The 19,132-nt window shown below is 31.7% G+C and carries 22 protein-coding genes and 2 other annotated features; of the genes, 3 read left to right on the forward strand and 19 right to left on the reverse strand.

The window, feature by feature from the left end:
* Nucleotides 1-44 precede the first annotated feature (44 nt).
* The 8 genes from H8707_RS14400 to H8707_RS14435 all read right to left on the reverse strand — a co-directional run bounded on the left by H8707_RS14400 (nt 45) and on the right by H8707_RS14435 (nt 5,195).
* Complete coding sequence (locus tag H8707_RS14400; protein WP_262430847.1) at nt 45-245, reverse strand: cold-shock protein; 201 nt, start codon at nt 243-245, stop codon at nt 45-47.
* 117 nt (nt 246-362) lie between these two features.
* The gene (locus H8707_RS14405) at nt 363-1,100 is read right to left on the reverse strand and encodes a class I SAM-dependent DNA methyltransferase (protein ID WP_262430848.1); all 738 of its coding nucleotides are present in this window, start codon (nt 1,098-1,100) and stop codon (nt 363-365) included.
* A complete protein-coding gene (locus H8707_RS14410) occupies nt 1,093-1,290 on the reverse strand; it encodes an alpha/beta-type small acid-soluble spore protein (protein WP_262430849.1) in 198 nt (65 codons plus the stop codon). The genes H8707_RS14405 and H8707_RS14410 overlap by 8 nt, the downstream gene beginning before the upstream one ends.
* A 60-nt stretch (nt 1,291-1,350) precedes the next feature.
* Nucleotides 1,351-2,286 (reverse strand): type II CAAX endopeptidase family protein, encoded by a 936-nt coding sequence (locus H8707_RS14415; RefSeq protein ID WP_262430850.1) that lies wholly within the window; start codon nt 2,284-2,286, stop codon nt 1,351-1,353.
* 53 nt (nt 2,287-2,339) lie between these two features.
* On the reverse strand, nt 2,340-2,864 hold the full coding sequence (hpt, locus tag H8707_RS14420; protein ID WP_262430851.1) for a hypoxanthine phosphoribosyltransferase: 525 nt from the start codon (nt 2,862-2,864) through the stop codon (nt 2,340-2,342).
* Nucleotides 2,865-3,024: 160 nt separating this feature from the next.
* Complete coding sequence (locus H8707_RS14425) at nt 3,025-3,696, reverse strand: single-stranded DNA-binding protein (RefSeq protein ID WP_262430852.1); 672 nt, start codon at nt 3,694-3,696, stop codon at nt 3,025-3,027.
* An 83-nt stretch (nt 3,697-3,779) separates the two neighbouring features.
* Complete coding sequence (locus H8707_RS14430; protein WP_262430853.1) at nt 3,780-4,418, reverse strand: hypothetical protein; 639 nt, start codon at nt 4,416-4,418, stop codon at nt 3,780-3,782.
* A gap of 12 nt (nt 4,419-4,430) precedes the next feature.
* Complete coding sequence (locus H8707_RS14435) at nt 4,431-5,195, reverse strand: polysaccharide deacetylase family protein (RefSeq protein WP_262430854.1); 765 nt, start codon at nt 5,193-5,195, stop codon at nt 4,431-4,433.
* A 239-nt stretch (nt 5,196-5,434) separates the two neighbouring features.
* Between H8707_RS14435 and H8707_RS14440 the strand changes: the two genes are divergently transcribed.
* Both H8707_RS14440 and H8707_RS14445 read left to right on the forward strand, forming a co-directional pair.
* The gene (locus tag H8707_RS14440) at nt 5,435-5,638 is read left to right on the forward strand and encodes an alpha/beta-type small acid-soluble spore protein (RefSeq protein WP_262430855.1); all 204 of its coding nucleotides are present in this window, start codon (nt 5,435-5,437) and stop codon (nt 5,636-5,638) included.
* Between the two features lie 76 nt (nt 5,639-5,714).
* Complete coding sequence (locus tag H8707_RS14445; RefSeq protein WP_262430856.1) at nt 5,715-6,248, forward strand: DUF4364 family protein; 534 nt, start codon at nt 5,715-5,717, stop codon at nt 6,246-6,248.
* Here H8707_RS14445 and H8707_RS14450 read toward each other — a convergent pair.
* The 4 genes from H8707_RS14450 to pgsA all read right to left on the reverse strand — a co-directional run bounded on the left by H8707_RS14450 (nt 6,245) and on the right by pgsA (nt 12,015).
* Nucleotides 6,245-7,168 carry a YncE family protein gene (locus H8707_RS14450; protein ID WP_262430857.1) on the reverse strand — a complete coding sequence of 308 codons (924 nt, stop codon included), beginning with the start codon at nt 7,166-7,168 and terminating at the stop codon, nt 6,245-6,247. The genes H8707_RS14445 and H8707_RS14450 overlap by 4 nt on opposite strands.
* Nucleotides 7,169-7,228: 60 nt before the next feature.
* Nucleotides 7,229-8,521, reverse strand: a complete 1,293-nt coding sequence (locus H8707_RS14455; RefSeq protein ID WP_262430858.1) for a bifunctional folylpolyglutamate synthase/dihydrofolate synthase — start codon at nt 8,519-8,521, stop codon at nt 7,229-7,231.
* Between the two features lie 12 nt (nt 8,522-8,533).
* Entirely contained in the window at nt 8,534-11,185 is a 2,652-nt protein-coding gene (locus tag H8707_RS14460) for a valine--tRNA ligase (protein WP_262430859.1), read from the reverse strand.
* A 38-nt stretch (nt 11,186-11,223) separates the two neighbouring features.
* Nucleotides 11,224-11,437: a binding site (T-box leader), on the reverse strand.
* Nucleotides 11,438-11,484: 47 nt separating this feature from the next.
* Nucleotides 11,485-12,015: a CDP-diacylglycerol--glycerol-3-phosphate 3-phosphatidyltransferase gene (gene pgsA, locus H8707_RS14465; protein WP_262430860.1), complete on the reverse strand. Its 531-nt coding sequence runs from the start codon at nt 12,013-12,015 to the stop codon at nt 11,485-11,487.
* Between the two features lie 104 nt (nt 12,016-12,119).
* On the opposite strand from pgsA, the gene H8707_RS14470 reads away from it, so the two are divergent.
* Nucleotides 12,120-13,127, forward strand: coding sequence for an ABC transporter substrate-binding protein (locus H8707_RS14470; RefSeq protein ID WP_262430861.1), 1,008 nt, complete (start codon nt 12,120-12,122; stop codon nt 13,125-13,127).
* 34 nt (nt 13,128-13,161) lie between these two features.
* On the opposite strand, the gene trpS is transcribed toward H8707_RS14470, so the two are convergent.
* The 7 genes from trpS to H8707_RS14505 all read right to left on the reverse strand — a co-directional run bounded on the left by trpS (nt 13,162) and on the right by H8707_RS14505 (nt 19,016).
* A complete protein-coding gene (trpS, locus tag H8707_RS14475) occupies nt 13,162-14,154 on the reverse strand; it encodes a tryptophan--tRNA ligase (protein WP_262430862.1) in 993 nt (330 codons plus the stop codon).
* 45 nt (nt 14,155-14,199) lie between these two features.
* Nucleotides 14,200-14,406 (reverse strand) — a binding site (T-box leader).
* A gap of 123 nt (nt 14,407-14,529) precedes the next feature.
* Nucleotides 14,530-16,341: a thioredoxin domain-containing protein gene (locus H8707_RS14480; protein WP_262430863.1), complete on the reverse strand. Its 1,812-nt coding sequence runs from the start codon at nt 16,339-16,341 to the stop codon at nt 14,530-14,532.
* Nucleotides 16,342-16,405: 64 nt separating this feature from the next.
* A complete protein-coding gene (locus H8707_RS14485; protein ID WP_262430864.1) occupies nt 16,406-17,356 on the reverse strand; it encodes an NAD(P)-dependent oxidoreductase in 951 nt (316 codons plus the stop codon).
* 39 nt (nt 17,357-17,395) lie between these two features.
* Nucleotides 17,396-17,653: a glutaredoxin domain-containing protein gene (locus H8707_RS14490; protein WP_262430865.1), complete on the reverse strand. Its 258-nt coding sequence runs from the start codon at nt 17,651-17,653 to the stop codon at nt 17,396-17,398.
* A gap of 36 nt (nt 17,654-17,689) precedes the next feature.
* Nucleotides 17,690-18,166 (reverse strand): methylated-DNA--[protein]-cysteine S-methyltransferase, encoded by a 477-nt coding sequence (locus H8707_RS14495; protein ID WP_262430866.1) that lies wholly within the window; start codon nt 18,164-18,166, stop codon nt 17,690-17,692.
* Nucleotides 18,167-18,277: 111 nt separating this feature from the next.
* A complete protein-coding gene (gloA, locus tag H8707_RS14500) occupies nt 18,278-18,658 on the reverse strand; it encodes a lactoylglutathione lyase (RefSeq protein ID WP_262430867.1) in 381 nt (126 codons plus the stop codon).
* A 118-nt stretch (nt 18,659-18,776) separates the two neighbouring features.
* Nucleotides 18,777-19,016 (reverse strand): DUF1657 domain-containing protein, encoded by a 240-nt coding sequence (locus H8707_RS14505; protein ID WP_262430868.1) that lies wholly within the window; start codon nt 19,014-19,016, stop codon nt 18,777-18,779.
* Nucleotides 19,017-19,132: the final 116 nt, after the last annotated feature.

Raw genomic sequence — 19,132 nt, forward strand, 5'->3', positions numbered from 1 at the left:
ATAATAAAAGCCCCTGTCAGGGGCTTTAACTCATAATCTAAAGACTATATTTTAACTACATTAATTGCCTGAGGACCTTTTTCACCTTGAGTTGTTTCAAACTCTACCTCCTGTCCTTCTTCTAATGATTTATACCCATCTCCCTGTATTGCTGAAAAATGTACAAACACATCCTCTCCTGAAGCAGAAGATATAAATCCATAACCCTTTGCTGAATTAAACCATTTTACTGTTCCTTTTTCCATTTACTTACCTCCAATTTTACATTTAACCAGTGAATATATAAACTTCACTTTTTTATAAACTTCACTCTTTTTATATATAATTCCCTTTGATAACTTCTCATATTCTAAAATTAGTTTTTATTTTATGGCTATAAAGTTAATTCTTTCTGTATCTGGATTTATTTTATTGAAAGTAAAACAATCAAAATACTCTATCTTTTTAAACCCTATCTTATATAAAATATCTGTAATTTCTTCTACATTATATGCTCTTTCCTCATGCTCTTCGTCAAACCTATAATATCTGTCATCCTTATTTATAAAAAATGTGAGATAAAAGCTACATATATTATTATAACAATTAAATTCATTTTGCCAAGTATAAAATACATCATCTCTATCTTCTATGAAGATATTATTCCCAATTATTTTTTCTAATTTATAAAATGAATTTATATCAAAGATAAATATTCCGTCTTCTTCTAAATGGTTGTACACATTTGTAAATGTGCAAAATAAATCTTTTATATCCAATATATAATTGATGCTATCGCAAATTGATATAATGCTATCAAATTTTTTATTCAATTCAAATGAGGTCATGTCTTGGTTTAATAATTTTACATTTTTGAACCTATATAATTTTTCATATGCTTTTGTTAACATTTCAGATGATAGATCAAATGCCACCAGATTGTACGTCCGTTTAGCCAACTGATACGTTAGATTTCCCGTTCCACATGCCATCTCCAAAATTTTATTTGGTTTTTTATGATAAAATTCAAATATAGATTCTATATAATCAGCCCATCTTTTATAGTCAAAATCATTCATCAGCTCATCATAAATGGTTGCAAATTCATTATAACTATTCATATTTTTTCTTTTGTATATTCCTCCCTCTTCTCCTAGCTGTCATTAGACCGCCTATTCTCCCGGATTCCTTGGCCGTAAGACCGGCCCATCCATCTTTAAGTATCTTATCTAAAAGGCCCAGTTGTTCCGCTATTTCATATTTTAAGCTATCTTCCACTATTTCAACTTTATAATTTTTATCATCGCCCACATTTTAACCTCCTTAACCATTTATATCACTAGTATTAGGAGTTAACGACAAATTTATTCTCTAGATCAATATTATGAAATTCATAAAGATAAATATTATAAATACAATCAATAAAGGCACATATTTGATACTGTTAAAGCCATTATTAATCTCCAAGATATCCCTATCTAATTCTAATTCATAGATTAATTCTTTTGGTTCACTTTCAGGCATATGTTTAAATAAAAATATTATTATAACAGTTGAAACTAATGCAAGGCTCCCAAAAAATATAAATGATAAAAGTATTTCCATTTGCTCAGATATCTCCGGTATGATACTTATAAATTGTAAATTGTTCATATATTTTGTCAAGAAAAATCCTATTGACAAAGCTATGGCGTTGTTTAAAAAGTGAGCTAACATTGTTGATAATATGGAATTGGTCTTATGCACAAGCAGCCCCAATATCATGCCCAAAAAAATAGGTGCTAATAAGTTCATCGCATTGAAATGAAAAATACCAAATAAAATAGATGTGATAATTATACTCTTTTTATATCCCATTTTATCATATCCAAGCATCATGGTTCCTCTAAACATAATTTCTTCACAAATTCCCGGCGCTGCCGCTATTACAAATAATCCTAAAAGAAATTCCCCATTTGATGTGGGAATGGGAACTGACGTAGGTGAAGCATCAGTAAAATTACCTAATATTGTCATTGCTATAAAATTCAAAAAAACAGCTATAGGATATGCAAACACTATAATTAAAATAATAAATGCTATTTGTTTCAAACTGATTTTATTAAACCTTAATACATCTTTTATTGAATAACCCTTAAATTTCAAATACGAGATATTGGGCAATAAAATAATTATAAATTCTGTGATTAACATTCCGGAATATATTTCTTTACTCTGAACAAAGTAACCCCCAAATAATAATAAAAGCCCCAATATCAAATATAATAAATTAATTTCAAAAATATTTGGTCTCTCGAGTTTTTCCATAGTTACCCCCTATTCATCGCAAATACACCTACAGAAATGACTGTAGGCGCTTTTTAATCAAAAGTAAAAATATATGGAATATTCCTATAATGGGTTCCATAATTTAATCCATATCCAACTATAAAAACATCCGGTATAGAATAACCTATAAACTTTGGTTTTAATTGAATTTTTCTTCTGCTTGGTTTGTCTAACATAACGCAAACACTTATAGAATTAGGATTTTTACCACTCAAATATTCTATAACTTTTTTTAAGGTATAACCCGAGTCACAGATATCATCAACAATAAGTACATCTTTGCCTTCAATACTCATCCTAAGATCATGAATTATCTCTACAATTCCTGAAGAAGTTTCATCATTCTCATAGCTGGAAATTGTTATGAAATCTATTTCTACCGGTATGGAAATTTCCCTTACGAGATCAGCTGCAAAAATAAAGCTCCCTCTCAATAAAGATATAATTACTAGATTTTTCCCCTTATATTCAAGACTTATTTCATCGCCTAATTCCTTTACCCTTTTTGATATCTCCTCTTTACTAAATAAAACCCTTTGTCTTTTGCCTCCCTCCAACCTTTTCTCCCCTTTCTTTACATTGAGTCCTTGGAGTTTTTTCTTAAATAAGTTTTTATTTCTCTAAGTTCCTTTAAAATTAAATTTAGTGTGTATTGAAGACTAATAAGTATAATAAATATTATAACACTAATTACAAAATTTGCACTCATCTTTTATCTTATCCTTCCAGTTTATATACTTCCATTCTATTGTTTTCATTTGCCAAAAATTCCAATTTAGATATAGAAACTTCATAGGCAATTTTTATTTCGATTTCTCCCGAGCTAAGTTTCTTTTGATACTCTCTGCTTTGTACCCTGCCCCAGACTTTAATATGATCTCCGATATTTAAATTTTCACAAAACCTTGCGTTTCTGCCCCATGCAATGCAAGGTATATAATCTGACTTATTGTAAGGTCTATTCACAGCTAATAAAATATCGGTAATTTCTCGACCAAACGGAGTAGTTCTATAAATCGGCTCTTTGCATATATACCCATCTAAAAAAATTTCATTTGGTCTTCTCATAATTTCATTTAATTCTTCTTTATCCGGCACATAGATTTCTCTGGTAAAAATTGTTAGTATCAATCTATTGCTCATGTCTATATATCTGTTATAAGATCTTAATTGTCCTTCTATGATAACATATTGTCCCAGACATAAGTCAAGACCTATTAGCAATCTTTCAGAAATAGATATTGGCAATATATCCACAGAATTGCTTAATCTAGGCACTTCCAGATCAAATATATAAAATTTCTCTCCATACATGTCATGATTAAACTCTAAATCGCTCACCACTTTTCCTATAACCTTAACCATATTCGTATCAATAATCTTATCCACGAAATTCCCTCCTTATTCCTGAGTATATTCTTTTTTCTATAAGTATTCGTGACCAACTAAAAATATGCATCAAAAAAGCTGGACTACTCCCAGCTTATGGCTTTTAATTTTACAATTGCATAAGGTTTTTTTGATAAAATACCATCCCCCAATAACAAATTTAGTGCAGATGCAGCAAGTATTGGATAGATATGTTCTTTATCGTTTGACAAAGCAACTAAAGAAAATTCAAAGGGCTCTAATCTTTCTCCGCTTAAGGGTGTAATTTCTCTTTGCAAATAAAGATTTGCTTCTATTTGCTGATTTATATTATGACTCGATATGGTTAGGGTAGATTTGCTATTAAATCCATAGGTTATAACAATTGGATTGTCAAGGCCTTTTATAAATTGGATCCAATTTTCATCATCTGAGTTCAATATGCATATTTTACAAGATTTGAATACATCGTTACATAATAAATTATCATTAGAATTGCTAAGTGAGTGAATTACTATATCAAAATAGAAATTACTAAAATTTAATTTTTTGATATTGTCTCTTATAAAATCGAAGATTACAAAAACAATATTTCCATTGGTTACTCCCATCACATCATGTGTTTTATTTTTATAGATAATCTTATAATTCGAAAGCAAAAATAATTCCTCGCTTAAATTAAATATGCTTCTCATTTCATTTTCTTCAATTATACCTATAAAAAATATTGATTTAAATTCCAAATTTGCCCTCCGCTATTTTAAATAGATTTGTCTTCCCGTATTATCCATTTCAAAATTGTCTCTATAAATAAGCTCCGATATTGGAACTATTTCAAAACCTTTTGCTTGTACTCTCTCTATAACTATAGGTAAGTATTCCTTTATATATTTTGCATTGTTATGAAATAATACAATTGAGCCGCTCCTAACATTTTTTACCACTCTATCTATAACAGGCTCCACACCAAGTTCTTTCCAATCCAGTGAATCTATATCCCATTGAATCGGGAAATACCCCAATTCTCTTGCAACCTGTATAACACTATCATTGTATGCCCCAAATGGAGGTCGAAATAATATTGGTTTAGTGCTTGTCAATTTGAAAATCTTTTCTTCAGTCGTAGTTAGCTCACTTGTCATTTGCTCTTTTGATAATTTTGTCATATCCGGATGGTTGGTTGAATGATTGCCAATTTCATGACCTCTGCTGACAATTTCTTTGACATCTTCAGGATATTTATCCACCCAAAAGCCTACTAAAAAAAATGTGGATTTTATATTGTATTTATCTAGTGTATCCAATATATCCCCGGTAAATTCATTGCCCCATGCAGCATCGAAAGATATTGCAATTTTCTTATCATCTCTATCCACACTGTAAATAGGCAATTCCTTTTTAGGTGAAAAAACAACATCAACTACATTGTTTTCTATGAATAGTACCAGCATACCAACAAATAATATAGAAAGAACGATTCCTATTCTTAATGTGAAATGGCTATTATTATACCTTTTCATCTAGATTACCTCCTCAATATATATAATAATTATTCTTTTTAAAAAATATTATTACTAATTTAATTTTTTAAAAATTTAACATATTTACATTTTTACTAACTTTCGTAAATTATTACCGAGGATATTTGGATTGTTTTCTGGTTATATTAAAATTGCAAAACAAAATGTTTTTGCAAAGAAAGGTTTTTTATCAATAGAATAAGCCTTTTTTACTATTCGTACAAAGGAGGCTCATACAAATGGCTAACAATAATAGAATAGTAGTCCCTGAGGCTAGAGAAGCTTTAAACCAATTGAAACTTGAAATAGCCAATGAACTAGGATTATCAGATTATGATAATATGGACAAAGGGGAATTGCCTTCTAGAGTAAACGGCTATGTTGGTGGATATATGGTAAAAAGCTTAGTAGAAAGCGCTCAAAGACAAATGGCTGGTAAATAATAATAAATTATAGGGAAGTGGATATCCACTTCCCTATTTTTTGTGATATAATTACAATTGAAAGTAGGTGAAATCTATGTTTTCAGATAATAGTGAAGATATTGCTCAAAATAAATTATTGCTATTGTATATTATTAAAACATCTCCAAAAAATTTTACAAAAAATGAATTATCGGAATTCATATTGGGCAAAGGTTATATAAATTATTTTCAATATCAACAATATCTTAGTGAGCTAATTGAAGGCGATTTCATTAAAACAATTCCCGAAGATGATATAAATATTTATAAGATTCTTGAAAAAGGTGAAAAAACTTTAGAGCTATTTGAAAATAAAATTCCTGATAAAACAAAAGAAGAGCTTATGATAGAATTCAACCTTCAGAAAAATATTTTGAAGAGAGAAACTCAGATTAAAGCAGATATCTTTAAAAAAGAAAGCAATCAATATAATGTAAATTTAAAACTTGTTGAAAATGAAGCTATTTTGTTTAGCCTCTATCTTGAAGTACCATCCATAGAACAGGCAGAATATATATGCAATCTATGGAAACAAAACCCTAATGAAATATATCAAAAAATTATTAATATCTTTATTGATGAGGATTAGAGTAGGATAATAGCCTGAGGGTCTTTTCCTACTCTTATTTTATTGGTTATGATAGATTTTTTTAAATCAATAAACAATACATAATTGTTAAGTAGGTCAGTAACATATAGATAATTTCTCTCATCATCAAGCACCATTTTATTTGGCATACCACCTAAAAAAATATATTTTTTCAAATCATTATTTTTAAATTTATATAAATATCCGTCTTCGGGGTTTGTTAATAAAAATAGATCTTCTCCCAATTTTACAATATCGATAAATATCCCTTTTATGCTTTTACTTGTTATTTTTTTAGAATATTTATTAATAATTGACAACTCGCTAAAATTAATTACTCCATTATTTAAATATGAAAGAACAATGATATCTTCTTTCCCAATGATAATTCTAATAGGTTGACTATTTAATTTTATATTTTCTATACTGTAATCCAGCAAATTCAAAACTGTGATGTTATTTCTATTAGAATTAGCAATGAATAATTTGTTTTCCGCCTTATCTATCTGTAGATCAGTAGGCTTTTCGCCCAAATATATTTCTTCGAATAATTCTTTAGTCTTTTCTTCTATAATGGATAAAGAATTTGAATCACAATTTAAAACATAGATATTCCCATTGAATATTTTGATACAAACAGGATTTTTCCCTACGTTTGCAATTTTTTCAAAATATCCATTGTTGATGTCGACGCTGATTACCGATTCTTCATAGGAATTTAATATGATTAAATTTGAGTTTTCATCCGCTACTAAATCCAATGGTCCCATTTTCCTTCTAATTAAATTTGCAATAAAACTTCCATTTTTATATTTCAGTTCTTTGAGAAACACATTTGTTATATTGCTTGGTGTCTCTATATCCATTATGCTGATACTGTCATCTCCAATATTGGCTGTTATCAATTTATTTTTATTCAAAAAAACACCCCCAATCCTATATAACAATCTATGCAATATCAAGATTAGGGGTGAGAAAATTTAAAGTTGTTTTGCTATCTTCCTTACTTCACCTATCAAATAAAGTGAGCCTCCAAATACTATTAGGTCTTTCTCATCTGCTATTTCAAAAGCCTTTAAGACGGCATTTTTTATATTTTTTTCTACATACACCTTTTCATTATAATTTCTAATTAAATTACCTAAATCTTCAGCACTTAATTTCCTAGGCATATCCACTTCTGTAACCACTATTTCATCAGCCTTTGGGATTAATACATCAACCATATGCTTATAGTCTTTATCCTTTAATACCCCAATTCCAAGAATTAATCTATTGTATTTAAAAAGATCTATCGCTTTTGTTAATTGATTGATTCCTTGTACATTGTGCGCTCCATCTATTAAGAAAGTTGGGTTTGTCCTTATTACTTCCAGTCTTCCCTTCCACCTTGTATGCATAAGCCCTTTGTAAATAGACTCATCGGAAATACTTATCAACTTATTTTCTCTTAATACAATCAATGTTGTTACTGCTAAGGAGGCATTGAAGATTTGGTATTCGCCTAATAAGGATATTTTCAAATTTTCTAAAACAACATTATTGTATTTAAAATCAAATACGCTTCCCTTATTATTCTCTTCTTTTATTTTAACATTTTCCATTTCTGTTAGATAAAATTTTGCATTCATTTCTTTAGATACATCTTTTAGAACCTGCAGTGCTTCCTCATTTTGGGGGTAAGACACTACTATTCCATTTTTTTTGATAATTCCCGATTTTTGATATGCAATTTTACCAAGAGTATCTCCCAGAACTTCAATATGGTCATAATCTATAGTAGTTATAACTGATGCAAGGGATTCATCTATGATATTTGTAGAATCATATCTTCCTCCTAAGCCAACTTCTAATATGACATAATCTACATTCTCTTCTTTATAATATAAAAAAGCTATAGCTGTTATAATTTCAAAGGTGGTTGGATGAAGTAGCCCTTCAGATACCATTATGTCGGCTTTTTCACGTACCATATCAGTGATTCTTGCTAATGTTTCATCCGGTATATCTTCTCCGTTTATTTGAATTCTTTCATTGAACCTTTCCAAATAAGGAGAAGTATATAGACCTACTTTGTATCCTTCGCTCCTAAGACAATGATAAAGATAAGATGAAGTGGAGCCTTTTCCGTTCGTGCCTCCAACATGGATATATTTTAGTACCTTATGAGGATTGCCTAAAAGCTCCAATAAACGTCCAACTGATTCCAGTCCCAATCTGGATCCGTACTTATCCTTGTCATTAATATAATCAAGTGCCTCCTCGTAGTTCAACCTTTTTCCCTCCTATCTATTGTTTTTTATAACATCTAATCTTTCAATGACCAGATTTAGCATATCTTCATATTTCTTTTGCTTTTCTCTTTCCTCTTCAACGACTTTAGCAGGAGCTTTTTTCACAAATCCTTCGTTTGAAAGCTTGCCTATTACGCGTTTTATTTCCCCTTCTAACTTTTCTTTATCTTTTTCTAGCCTTTCTATTTCTTTCTCATAGTCTATCAAATCCTTCAATGGTAAAAATACTTCACATCCATCCAATACTATGGAAATATTGTCTTCACCTACAGTCGCCTTGTCATTAAATATTTGGATATCTTCGGCACTTGCTAAATTAATAAAATATCTCCTTCCTATTTCTACAATTCTTTTTATATCATTATCATTAGTAACAAAGATTATCTTTGCTTTTTTAGAAGGTACAATATTCATCTCGGCTCTTGCATTTCTTATGCTCTTTATTGCAGTTTTAATATACTCTATGGCCATTTCAGATTCTTCAAAATTGAAATCTATATTATAAAGAGGCCAGCCTTCAATAATTAGAGCATTATCATTGTCTGGTAGATGCTGCCATATTTCTTCCGTTATAAAAGGCATAAATGGATGAAGAAGCTTTAAAATACCCTTAAGGACATAGCTAAGAACATTTTGTGCAATCAATTTGCTGTCTCCGTCTTCCCCATACAGCCTGGATTTTACCATTTCAATATACCAATCACAATATTCATCCCAGATGAAATCATATATACCTTGTGCAGCGAACCCTATTTCATATTTACCCAAATTTTCTGTTACATCCTTTATTAGGCTATTTAATTTGGACAAAATCCATTTGTCCTCTTCCTCCAATTTATCTAAGTCTAAATCATCATGGATTACATCCTCTTGTAAATTCATCAAAACAAATCTAGTTGCATTCCAAAGTTTATTTGCAAAATTTCTATTTGCTTCAACTCTTTCCATGTAAAATCTCATATCATTTCCAGGTGAATTCCCCGTTACTAAGGTAAATCTTAAAGCGTCTGCTCCATATTCATCAATAACTTCCAGAGGGTCTATTCCGTTACCCAAGGATTTGCTCATCTTTCTGCCTTGAGAGTCTCTTACAAGTCCTGTCAGGAATACATCTTTGAATGGAAGCTCTCCCATCTGTTCAATACTTGAAAATACCATTCGAATTACCCAGAAGAATATGATATCATACCCTGTAACTAAGACATCTGTAGGGAAGAAATATTCCAAATCCTCCGTTTTTTCAGGCCAGCCCAAAGTGGAGAAAGGCCAAAGTGCAGAGGAAAACCAAGTGTCCAATGTATCAGTATCTTGATATACATTTTTGCTATTGCATTTTGGGCATTGTTCTACTTTTGTTCTTGAGACTATTATCTCATTACAATCCTCGCAGTAATAAACCGGAAGTCTATGACCCCACCACAGCTGTCTTGAAATACACCAGTCTTTAATATTTTCAAGCCAATTTACATATATTTTCCCAAACCTCTCCGGAATAAAATGCAATTCGCCCTTCTTATATGCTTCAAGAGCCGGTTTAGCCAAAGGTTCCATCTTTACAAACCATTGTTTTGAAATTATAGGCTCTATTATGGTCTTACATCTTTCACAATGTCCAATGGCATTGTCATGCTCCTTTATCTCAACCAAATATCCTTGATCTTTCAAATCTTCTATGATTTTCTTCCTTGCTTCATATCTGTCAAGCCCTTCATATATTCCGCCATTTTCATTGATCTTTCCATCTTCATCTATTACAACACACTGCCCTAGGTTGAATCTTTCACCGACTTCAAAGTCATTGGGATCATGAGAAGGCGTTATCTTTACAGCACCTGTTCCAAATTCCATATCTACATAGTTATCAGCTATTACAGGTATTTCTTTATTTACCAGTGGAAGTATCAGAGTCTTCCCTACAAGGTGTTTGTATCTTTCATCATCAGGATGAACTGCTACTGCCAAGTCTCCCAGCATAGTCTCCGGTCTGGTAGTCGCTATGGTTATACTTTCAGAACTTCCTTTGATTGTGTATCTGATCGACCAGATATACCCATGGGAATCCTCATGCTCAACTTCGGCATCAGATATTGCTGTATGACAATTTGGGCACCAGTTAATAATCCTATCTCCCCTATAAATTAGCCCCTTATCATATAATCTAATAAATACTTCCTCTACTGCTTTGCTTAAAGTTTCATCTAATGTAAACCTGTCTCTAGACCAATCACAGGATACACCAAGTTTCTTCAGTTGAGTCTTTATCGTTCCACCATATAAATGAGTCCACTCCCAAGCTTCATCAAGAAATTTCTCTCTTCCAAGCTCTTCCTTTGATTTCCCTTCCGTTTTAATCTTCTCAACTACCTTTGCTTCTGTAGATATGCTTGCATGGTCGGTTCCCGGAAGCCAAAGGGCTTCATATCCCTCCATACGTTTCCATCTTATCAAAATATCTTGAATAGTATTATTTAACGCATGACCCATATGAAGATTTCCCGTAACATTTGGAGGGGGCATCATAATAGTATAGGGTTTTTTAGTCTTATCAACTTTAGGTGTAAAATATCCATTTTCACTCCAATACTCATAAATCCTATCTTCAAAATCTTTCGGATTATACGTTTTTGATAAATTTTCCAGCATATACTTTCCTCCTTAAAAAATAAATCCCTTCGTCAAAATATAAGGACGAAGGGCATCGCGGTACCACCTTGATTCCATATTAAAAAAATATGGCTCTTAAAATATATAACGGTAATTGCCGTTTAAACCTACTAAAGTTTCAGTTTAAATACTCCAAAGCTACCTTCAACGATTAGAGCCTTAAGGTCTTCCACCATATGACCTTTTCTCTTTAAAGGATACCCGTCTACTCCTCTTTATCAGCGTAATTTTTAATTAGTGCATTAATTATAATCATATAAAAATTATTTGTCAATAATTTATGATTGATTCTTAATAGAATACAATGAAATCTTCAAATAATTATAAAAAGCTACTAGATTTATAATCAATGTTATGGTTAATAAGATATATGATATATTCTTAGGAACCCTTAAAACGATTGAAAAAATTGATATGTATAAAAATACAGTACCCGCCTTTCCATATGGTTTTGCCGGTATAACTATATTATCACGTCTTAGATATAGAAATGCCGCTCCGAATATCATAATCAGCTCTTTGATCAAAAAGGGGATTAGAATCCACAATGGTATAAGCTTAACCGTTGTAAAGCTTATAAGCACTGCAAAGCTCATCAATTTATCAGCAAGAGGATCGAGCATCGCTCCTAACTTGGATGTAAGATTATATTTTCTGGCTATATATCCATCCAATATATCTGAAATCCCTGCTAACAAAAAAATTAACCCGGAATACAAAATACGATTTTCAATATCTGAATGAAAAACTAATAAAAAAACCGGAATCAAAAATAATCTAAATATAGATATCAAGTTTGGAATTTTCAAGCATTTAACCTCCTTAAGTCTAAATTCCCAGTAACCATAAAAATAATTTAGAATATTATAGCTATTAACTAATCATATTATTATATTATCCGAGGAGGGATAGGATGTCAAAGGTTTTTAAAAGATTTGTCTTAATTTTTAGCATACTTTTATTGGTTGTTTTTGTCATGACTGGCTGCAAAGGCGAAAACAAGCTGCAAAAAATTCGTTTAGTTGAGGTAACTCATTCATTGTTTTATACGCCTCAATATGTAGCAATAGAAAAAGGGTTCTTTGCCGAGGAAGGCTTGGAAATCGAACTCATAAACGGAAAAGGCGCGGATAAGGTAATGGCAACACTATTAAGCAATGAAGCTGAAATAGGCTTTATGGGTCCGGAAGCAACAGTTTATGTTTTTAATCAAGGCAGAGAAGATTATGTGGTCAATTTCGCACAACTTACACAAAGAGACGGATCTTTTTTAGTTGGGAGAGAAAAAGACGATAATTTTACATGGGATAAATTAAAAGGTAAAGAAGTTCTTGGTGGCAGAAAAGGCGGGATGCCTGAAATGACCCTAGAATATGTTATCAAGAATAATGGTTTGAAAATCCCTGAAGATGTAAATGTCAGAACAGATGTACAATTTGATGTGCTGGCAGGTGCTTTTGTTGGCGGAGAAGGAGATTATGTATCATTGTTTGAACCTGTAGGCGCACAATTGGAAAAGGAAGACAAAGGATATGTTGTAGCCTCAATAGGTGAAGCAGGCGGATACATCCCTTATACATGCTATTCAGCTACAAGAGAATACATGGAGAAAAGTCCGGAAGTAGTTCAAAAGTTTACAAATGCTCTTTATAAAGCAATGGTTTGGGTTCAGGAAAATTCTAATGAAGCAGTTGCCGAAGCAGTTAGACCTCAATTCCCTGACACAGATATGGATGTATTGAAGACATTAGTAGATAGATATAGATCCCAAGATTCTTGGAAGCCTGATTTGATAATTACTGAAGAAGGATTAAATCGTATGATGGATATTATGGAATTGGCTGGTGAGTTAGACAAAAGGGCGGATTATGAAAAGATAGTAACTACTCAATTTGCTGAAAAAGCAATGCAAGGTAAATAAATAGGATGGCAGACGGCCCTGTCTGCCCTACTATTTATTTTTGTATAAATCCTACTTTTCTATATACCTTTCTTAAAGTCTTTTCAGCTTGATATTTTGCTTTTTCAGCCCCTCCGGTATAGGTTTTCTCCAGATAATCCTTATTCTTAATCAAATAATTGAATCTATCTTTTATTGGGGACAGTCCTTCGATTATTATCTCAGCTAAGTCTTCTTTAAATTTACCATAGCCTTGACCTTCGTATTTATTTACTATGTCAGCTATATCCTCATTTGAAAATGTGGAATAAATATTAAGCAAATTCTTTAATCCCATTTGTTCATCATTGTATGAAATTTCTCCTTTAGAATCAGTAACTGCCCTTTTTATCTTTCTTCTAATAGCATCTTCGCTATCCAATATTAAAATATAGCCATTCTCGTCGTTATCAGACTTAGACATTTTTTTCGTTGGATCTTGTAAGCTCATTATCTTTGACCCAAATTCTCTGATCAACGGTTCAGGTACTTTAAATGTCTCACTATACCTATTATTAAATCTCTCTGCCAAGTCCCTTGCAAGCTCCAAATGCTGTTTTTGATCCTCACCTACAGGAACAAAATCCGTTTGATATAACAGTATATCTGCTGCCATTAGAACAGGATAAGTGAATAAACCTGCATTTAAATTTTCATCTGATTTTTTGGATTTTTCTTTAAATTGGGTCATTCTATTAAGCTGTCCCATATATGTTATGGTGTCTAAAACCCACGATAGTTCTGCGTGCTGAGGTACATGTGACTGAATAAATAATGTTGATTTTTCAGGATCTAATCCACAAGCCATATACAAAGCCAGCACATCAAGGGTTCTTTTCCTCAAATCAGCAGACACCTGAGGTACAGTGATAGCATGTAAATCTACTATGCAGTAATAACAGTCATACTCATTCTGCAATTCACCAAAATTGCTTAGTGCTCCGATATAATTGCCTATAGTTAGTGCTCCTGATGGTTGAACTCCACTAAATACAACTTTTCTTTCCATATTAACACTTCCTTATCAAAAATTTAAAAAAGCCTTTCACTCTCTAAAAGAGACGAAAGGTTTCCGCGTTGCCACTCTAATTGCTTTATTCTAAAAGCCAACTCTTAATCTTTTATGGGTGATTAACCCTTGCTCTACTTTTTCAAGCAATACTCTCAAGCCCATTCATTATAAAAGTAACATTAGGCTCCCACCATCCCTAATTCGCTTTAGTCCTTTTATATAACTACTATTCTTGATCATCGTTGATATATAATATTTATTATATATTAAAAATTGAATTTGTAAACCATTCTTTCAATATTTATTAAACTCTCCTTTTTTATATGGATTGTATGTTTATTCTATTTATGCCTCATCCGATACATGATTAACCTATCCGATAAAATTATTTAAGCTCATTACTGAGTATAAATACGTCAGAGGATTGGTATTTATACTTTCCCCAAAACTATGAATCATCTCATTGTGAATATTAGCATATCTCTCTTCACCGGTTAAAACAAACAAGGACATCAAATCTATAAGGGCAAATCCATTTCCTGAAGGAATTGCTCCATCATAATATTCTTTAGGCCTTAATACAAGCTTTTCAGAATATTTGCCGTAGAAGTATAATCCTTTATTTTCCCCATCTCCAAATATATCCAGCATATCATCCGTAAGTTTCTTTGCTATATCCAGATACTTATCATCTAAATTGGCTTTATATATATTGATCAGACCATAGATAAAAAATGCATAGTCCTCAAGATATCCATAATTATAGCTACTTCCATTAATATGGGTGGATAGTAAATTCCCATTTTCATCAATAGATTTAGAAATAACAAAGTCTGCTGCCTCCACAGCCTTTTTGATATAAAACTTATTTCCCAATAATCTGCCTGCATAAGCAAGACTACCTATTATAAGTCCATTCCAAGAGGTTAATATCTTCTCATCTCTGTGAGGGTTTACCCTTTTTCCCCTATAGGTAATAAGCATTTGCAAGATGCTATCTAAAATAGCAGAATCATTAGCATCCATATTTTCAAGGCTGACATTTAGTAGATTTGGAATGTTTTTCCCCTCAAAATTTCCCTTTTCAGTGATGTCATAATATCTATTAAATAATCCTCCCCACTCTTCACCCAATAAATCTAGTGCTTCATCATAATCAAATAAATAGTATTTACCCTCTACTCCTTCTGTATCAGCATCTAATGATGAGTAAAATCCTCCATTATCAGCCAATAAATCTCTAATAATAAATTCATATATCTTATTTGCAACTTCCATATAAAAGTCTTTCTTTGTTATCTCATAGGCTTTAATATACACCAAAGACATTAGAGCATTGTCATATAGCATCTTTTCAAAATGAGGCACTAACCATTTTTCATCTACAGAATATCTAAAAAATCCATAACCTATATGATCGAAGATTCCTCCCTTATACATATTTACTAGAGTAGTTTCCACTATATTTAAAGCAGATTCATCAAATTTCATTTCATGATAATTTAGAAGATATAATAAATATTGAGGCATAGGAAATTTAGGAGATGTTCCAAATCCTCCATGTTTTTTATCATATAGATTTTCAAGTACATCTTTTACAGTATCAAAAATCGTTGCATCTACATTTCCTGCTTTTGAATCATCACTATATTTTTGTACTTCCGTAAAGATATGATTGCTTTCATCAATGACCTTTTTATTGTTTTTTTGCCATATAGTACTTAAAGTGTTTAACAAATCTATAATCCCTATCATCCTATTTTTTGTTGTTTTGGGAAAATATGTCCCAATGTAAAATGGTTTCCCTTCAGGGGTAGCTATTACATTTAAAGGCCATCCTGCAGAACCCATCATAGCTTCTGCAAATGTCATATAAACTTTATCTATATCAGGTCGTTCTTCTCTATCAACTTTTATAGGTATAAAGTGTTTATTTAACACATCTGCCACATCATTATCATTAAATGATTCCCTATTCATCACATGACACCAATGGCATACGGAATAACCGATGGATATAAACAAAGGCTTGTTTTCAGACCTAGCTTTAGTTAGAGCTTCTTCACCCCATGGATACCATTGAACAGGATTGTAAGCATGTTGCAGAAGATAAGGACTTTTTCCATTTATTAATCTATTAGGTATATTAGCATCAGGCACAGCATCACTTCCTTCACTTAGCATTTGATATTATTATACCCAAAAAAAGAGGATACAACTTTTATAAGTAATATCCTCTTTTTCTTTACTAAATCACATTCTGTGGATTGCCTTCAATCCATCCTGATATATTTTCAAATACTATCTTAGCCCTTCTTATCATAGCTTCTTCAGTTGCAAATCCTATATGTGGCGTTAATATTACCCTATTTTCTTTTAATAGGGAATATTCAAAGGGTAATGGCGGTTCCATATCAAATACGTCTATACCTGCACCCGATATCTTGCCTTCATGCAAAATATTTGCCAAGGCTTCATTATCTACTAAAGGTCCTCTGGCAGTATTGATTAGAATAGAATTTTTCTTCATCAAGTTTAATCTGTCATTATTTACTATGCCTCTAGTGGAATCCGTTAATGGCAAATGAATTGTAACAATATCACTTTCTTTAAAAATATCCTCTAAATCAACATATTTAACACCCTTTGAAATTAGATCTTTATTTTCACTTCTGTTAAATGCAATGACATGACACCCAAAAGCTAAACCAATCTCAGCTACTTTTTTCCCTATGGCTCCCGTTCCTATCACTCCAAGAGTTTTGCCATATAAATCATTTTGACCATATCCATCCTTAGTACCGCCATTCCGGGTAACTTCATCTAAAACTACTATATTTCTTAATAAGGAAATTATAAGCCCAAAGGCAAGCTCTGCTACTGAATTGGTGCTGTATCCTGCAGCATTAGATACTAAAATATTTTTTTCTCTACAAACCTTTAAATCAACATGATCTACTCCTGTAAACGCTATGGAAATCATTTTAAGCTTTTCCGCTGAATTGATAACTTCTCCTTTCAAAAGCATATTAGCGATTACCAATACATTGGCATCTTTCACCCTATCCTTAAGAACTTCAACATCTGCCGTCTTGTCATTATATAATATTAATTCATGTTCCCCATTGACGGTTTTTTTTGCAATGGATCTAATATCTTTTTCGGGAATTTCCAGCGGTTCCAATACCACAATTTTCATACAGCCCTCATCCTTCCTCCATCAGTGTACATAATCCTATCATATTTCAAACTTACTATAGTCAAATAAAATTTGTTCTCCATCATTTACAACTATACAAGGCACTCCAACTTTACCCAATTCCTTTATTTCATTAAACTCTTCACAATTATCTCTGTATTTCAAAAACCTCTTTAAGTTTAACATTCCCTCTGAAATATCAAGATACAAATACTTTACATTATGATTTGAAAGAAACTCTTTCGCCGGTTCACAGTCCGGGCAATATTTACTTCCAAATAGAATTATTTTTTTCATAATTGCCTCCAGATTTATTTTTTAATTTTATGACAATCAGGCATTAAAAATTTCCCCTGTCCGACTTTCTAATTCCAATAACCTTTCCTTAATATCTAACCCTCCGCCATACCCTACAAGCTTGCCATTTGAGCCTATAACTCGGTGACAAGGTACAAATATGGCAATGGGATTCTTGTTGTTTGCCATTCCTACAGCGCGACATGCCTTTATATTTCCTATTCTTTCGGCTATATCTTTATAACTTTTTGTTTGGCCATAAGGTATCTCCATTAAAGCATTCCATACTTTTTTCTGAAATTCGGTACCTGATAATTCCAGCGGCAAATCAAATTCTTTTCTATCTCCATCAAGATACTCTTGTAACTCGTCATGTGCTTTCTTCAATAGTGGAGTCTCTATTAGATTTATATCTTCTAAATCAATCTCATTAAAAAACAAATGAGTTATAGCATGTCCATTTTCTACGATCCCAATCCTACCAATTATAGTCTCATAATAATAACCATTCACCTAAGTTCACCCCTTATTAATTTTAGCTTCGATGTCATTATTTTAACTCATAATTAGAGAATTTAAAAGCCCCTGAATCTAAAAACAAGGACTTTATCAACTTTTATTTAATTATCCTCTTATAACCTCAACATCATATCCATCGGGATCAGTCACAAAATAATATCCCGGTTTTTCTCCAGGCAATCCCATAAGTTCTGTCACTTCATAGCCCATTTCCTTATGTCTATCTCTTGAGGCTTCCAGCTCCTCTATGGAAACTGCGATATGGCTAAAACCGTTGCCTATTTCATATGGCTTTTCAGGATTGTAATTGTATGTTAATTCTAATTCATAATATCCTGAATCATCACTTAAATAAACTAATGTAAATTCATCCTCCGGAAATTCCTTTCTTCTAGTTTCCTTTAGTCCTAGAGCTTCCTTATAAAACTTTAAAGACTTTTCCAAATCCATTACTCTAATACAAGTATGCAACATCTTATATTTCATAAATTCATCACTCCTAAATTTATCATTATTCAATTCATATCCATTTTATATACAAATTAATCTATTTTTACATAAAAAGAATGAACGTTTACACTTGAATGTAAACGTTCATTCTAACTTACTGTTCTTGATTATATTGAGGTTCTTCATTTTTCAAGGTATTTATTCGACTTTCTATCATATTTACCATATTATCTGCATTTGTGGACAACATCCCAAACATTTGTTTAGCTTCTTGATTGTCTGTATCTAAAGAAAAACTTTTTAAGTCTCCTGACAAACTTTTAGCACTTGCCAGAGCAGACTCCAATTTATTAACGACTGTCATTCTTTCATCTCTCCTTTTATCTTTTCTCATATATATTGTTTACAGAAATAATTTTTCTATGATAATAAAAATCCCCTATTTTTTACATTATGGATTAAATGTTCCAAGTAAAAAACATGGAACCAAGTATTTTTAAAAATACTTGG

It is taken from the genome of Paratissierella segnis, from assembly GCF_014385195.1.
In the GTDB taxonomy this organism is placed as follows: Bacteria; Bacillota; Clostridia; order Tissierellales; family Tissierellaceae; genus Paratissierella; species Paratissierella segnis.

Coding starts and splice junctions, on each gene's coding strand:
- H8707_RS14400 (WP_262430847.1), bottom strand. CDS start 245: ATGGAAAAAGGAACAGTAAAATGGTTTAATTCAGCAAAGGGTTATGGA.
- H8707_RS14405 (WP_262430848.1), bottom strand. CDS start 1,100: ATGAATAGTTATAATGAATTTGCAACCATTTATGATGAGCTGATGAAT.
- H8707_RS14415 (WP_262430850.1), bottom strand. CDS start 2,286: ATGGAAAAACTCGAGAGACCAAATATTTTTGAAATTAATTTATTATAT.
- H8707_RS14435 (WP_262430854.1), bottom strand. CDS start 5,195: ATGAAAAGGTATAATAATAGCCATTTCACATTAAGAATAGGAATCGTT.
- H8707_RS14440 (WP_262430855.1), top strand. CDS start 5,435: ATGGCTAACAATAATAGAATAGTAGTCCCTGAGGCTAGAGAAGCTTTA.
- H8707_RS14445 (WP_262430856.1), top strand. CDS start 5,715: ATGTTTTCAGATAATAGTGAAGATATTGCTCAAAATAAATTATTGCTA.
- H8707_RS14460 (WP_262430859.1), bottom strand. CDS start 11,185: ATGCTGGAAAATTTATCAAAAACGTATAATCCGAAAGATTTTGAAGAT.
- H8707_RS14470 (WP_262430861.1), top strand. CDS start 12,120: ATGTCAAAGGTTTTTAAAAGATTTGTCTTAATTTTTAGCATACTTTTA.
- trpS (WP_262430862.1), bottom strand. CDS start 14,154: ATGGAAAGAAAAGTTGTATTTAGTGGAGTTCAACCATCAGGAGCACTA.
- H8707_RS14480 (WP_262430863.1), bottom strand. CDS start 16,341: ATGCTAAGTGAAGGAAGTGATGCTGTGCCTGATGCTAATATACCTAAT.
- H8707_RS14485 (WP_262430864.1), bottom strand. CDS start 17,356: ATGAAAATTGTGGTATTGGAACCGCTGGAAATTCCCGAAAAAGATATT.
- H8707_RS14490 (WP_262430865.1), bottom strand. CDS start 17,653: ATGAAAAAAATAATTCTATTTGGAAGTAAATATTGCCCGGACTGTGAA.
- gloA (WP_262430867.1), bottom strand. CDS start 18,658: ATGAAATATAAGATGTTGCATACTTGTATTAGAGTAATGGATTTGGAA.
- H8707_RS14505 (WP_262430868.1), bottom strand. CDS start 19,016: ATGAGAAAAGATAAAAGGAGAGATGAAAGAATGACAGTCGTTAATAAA.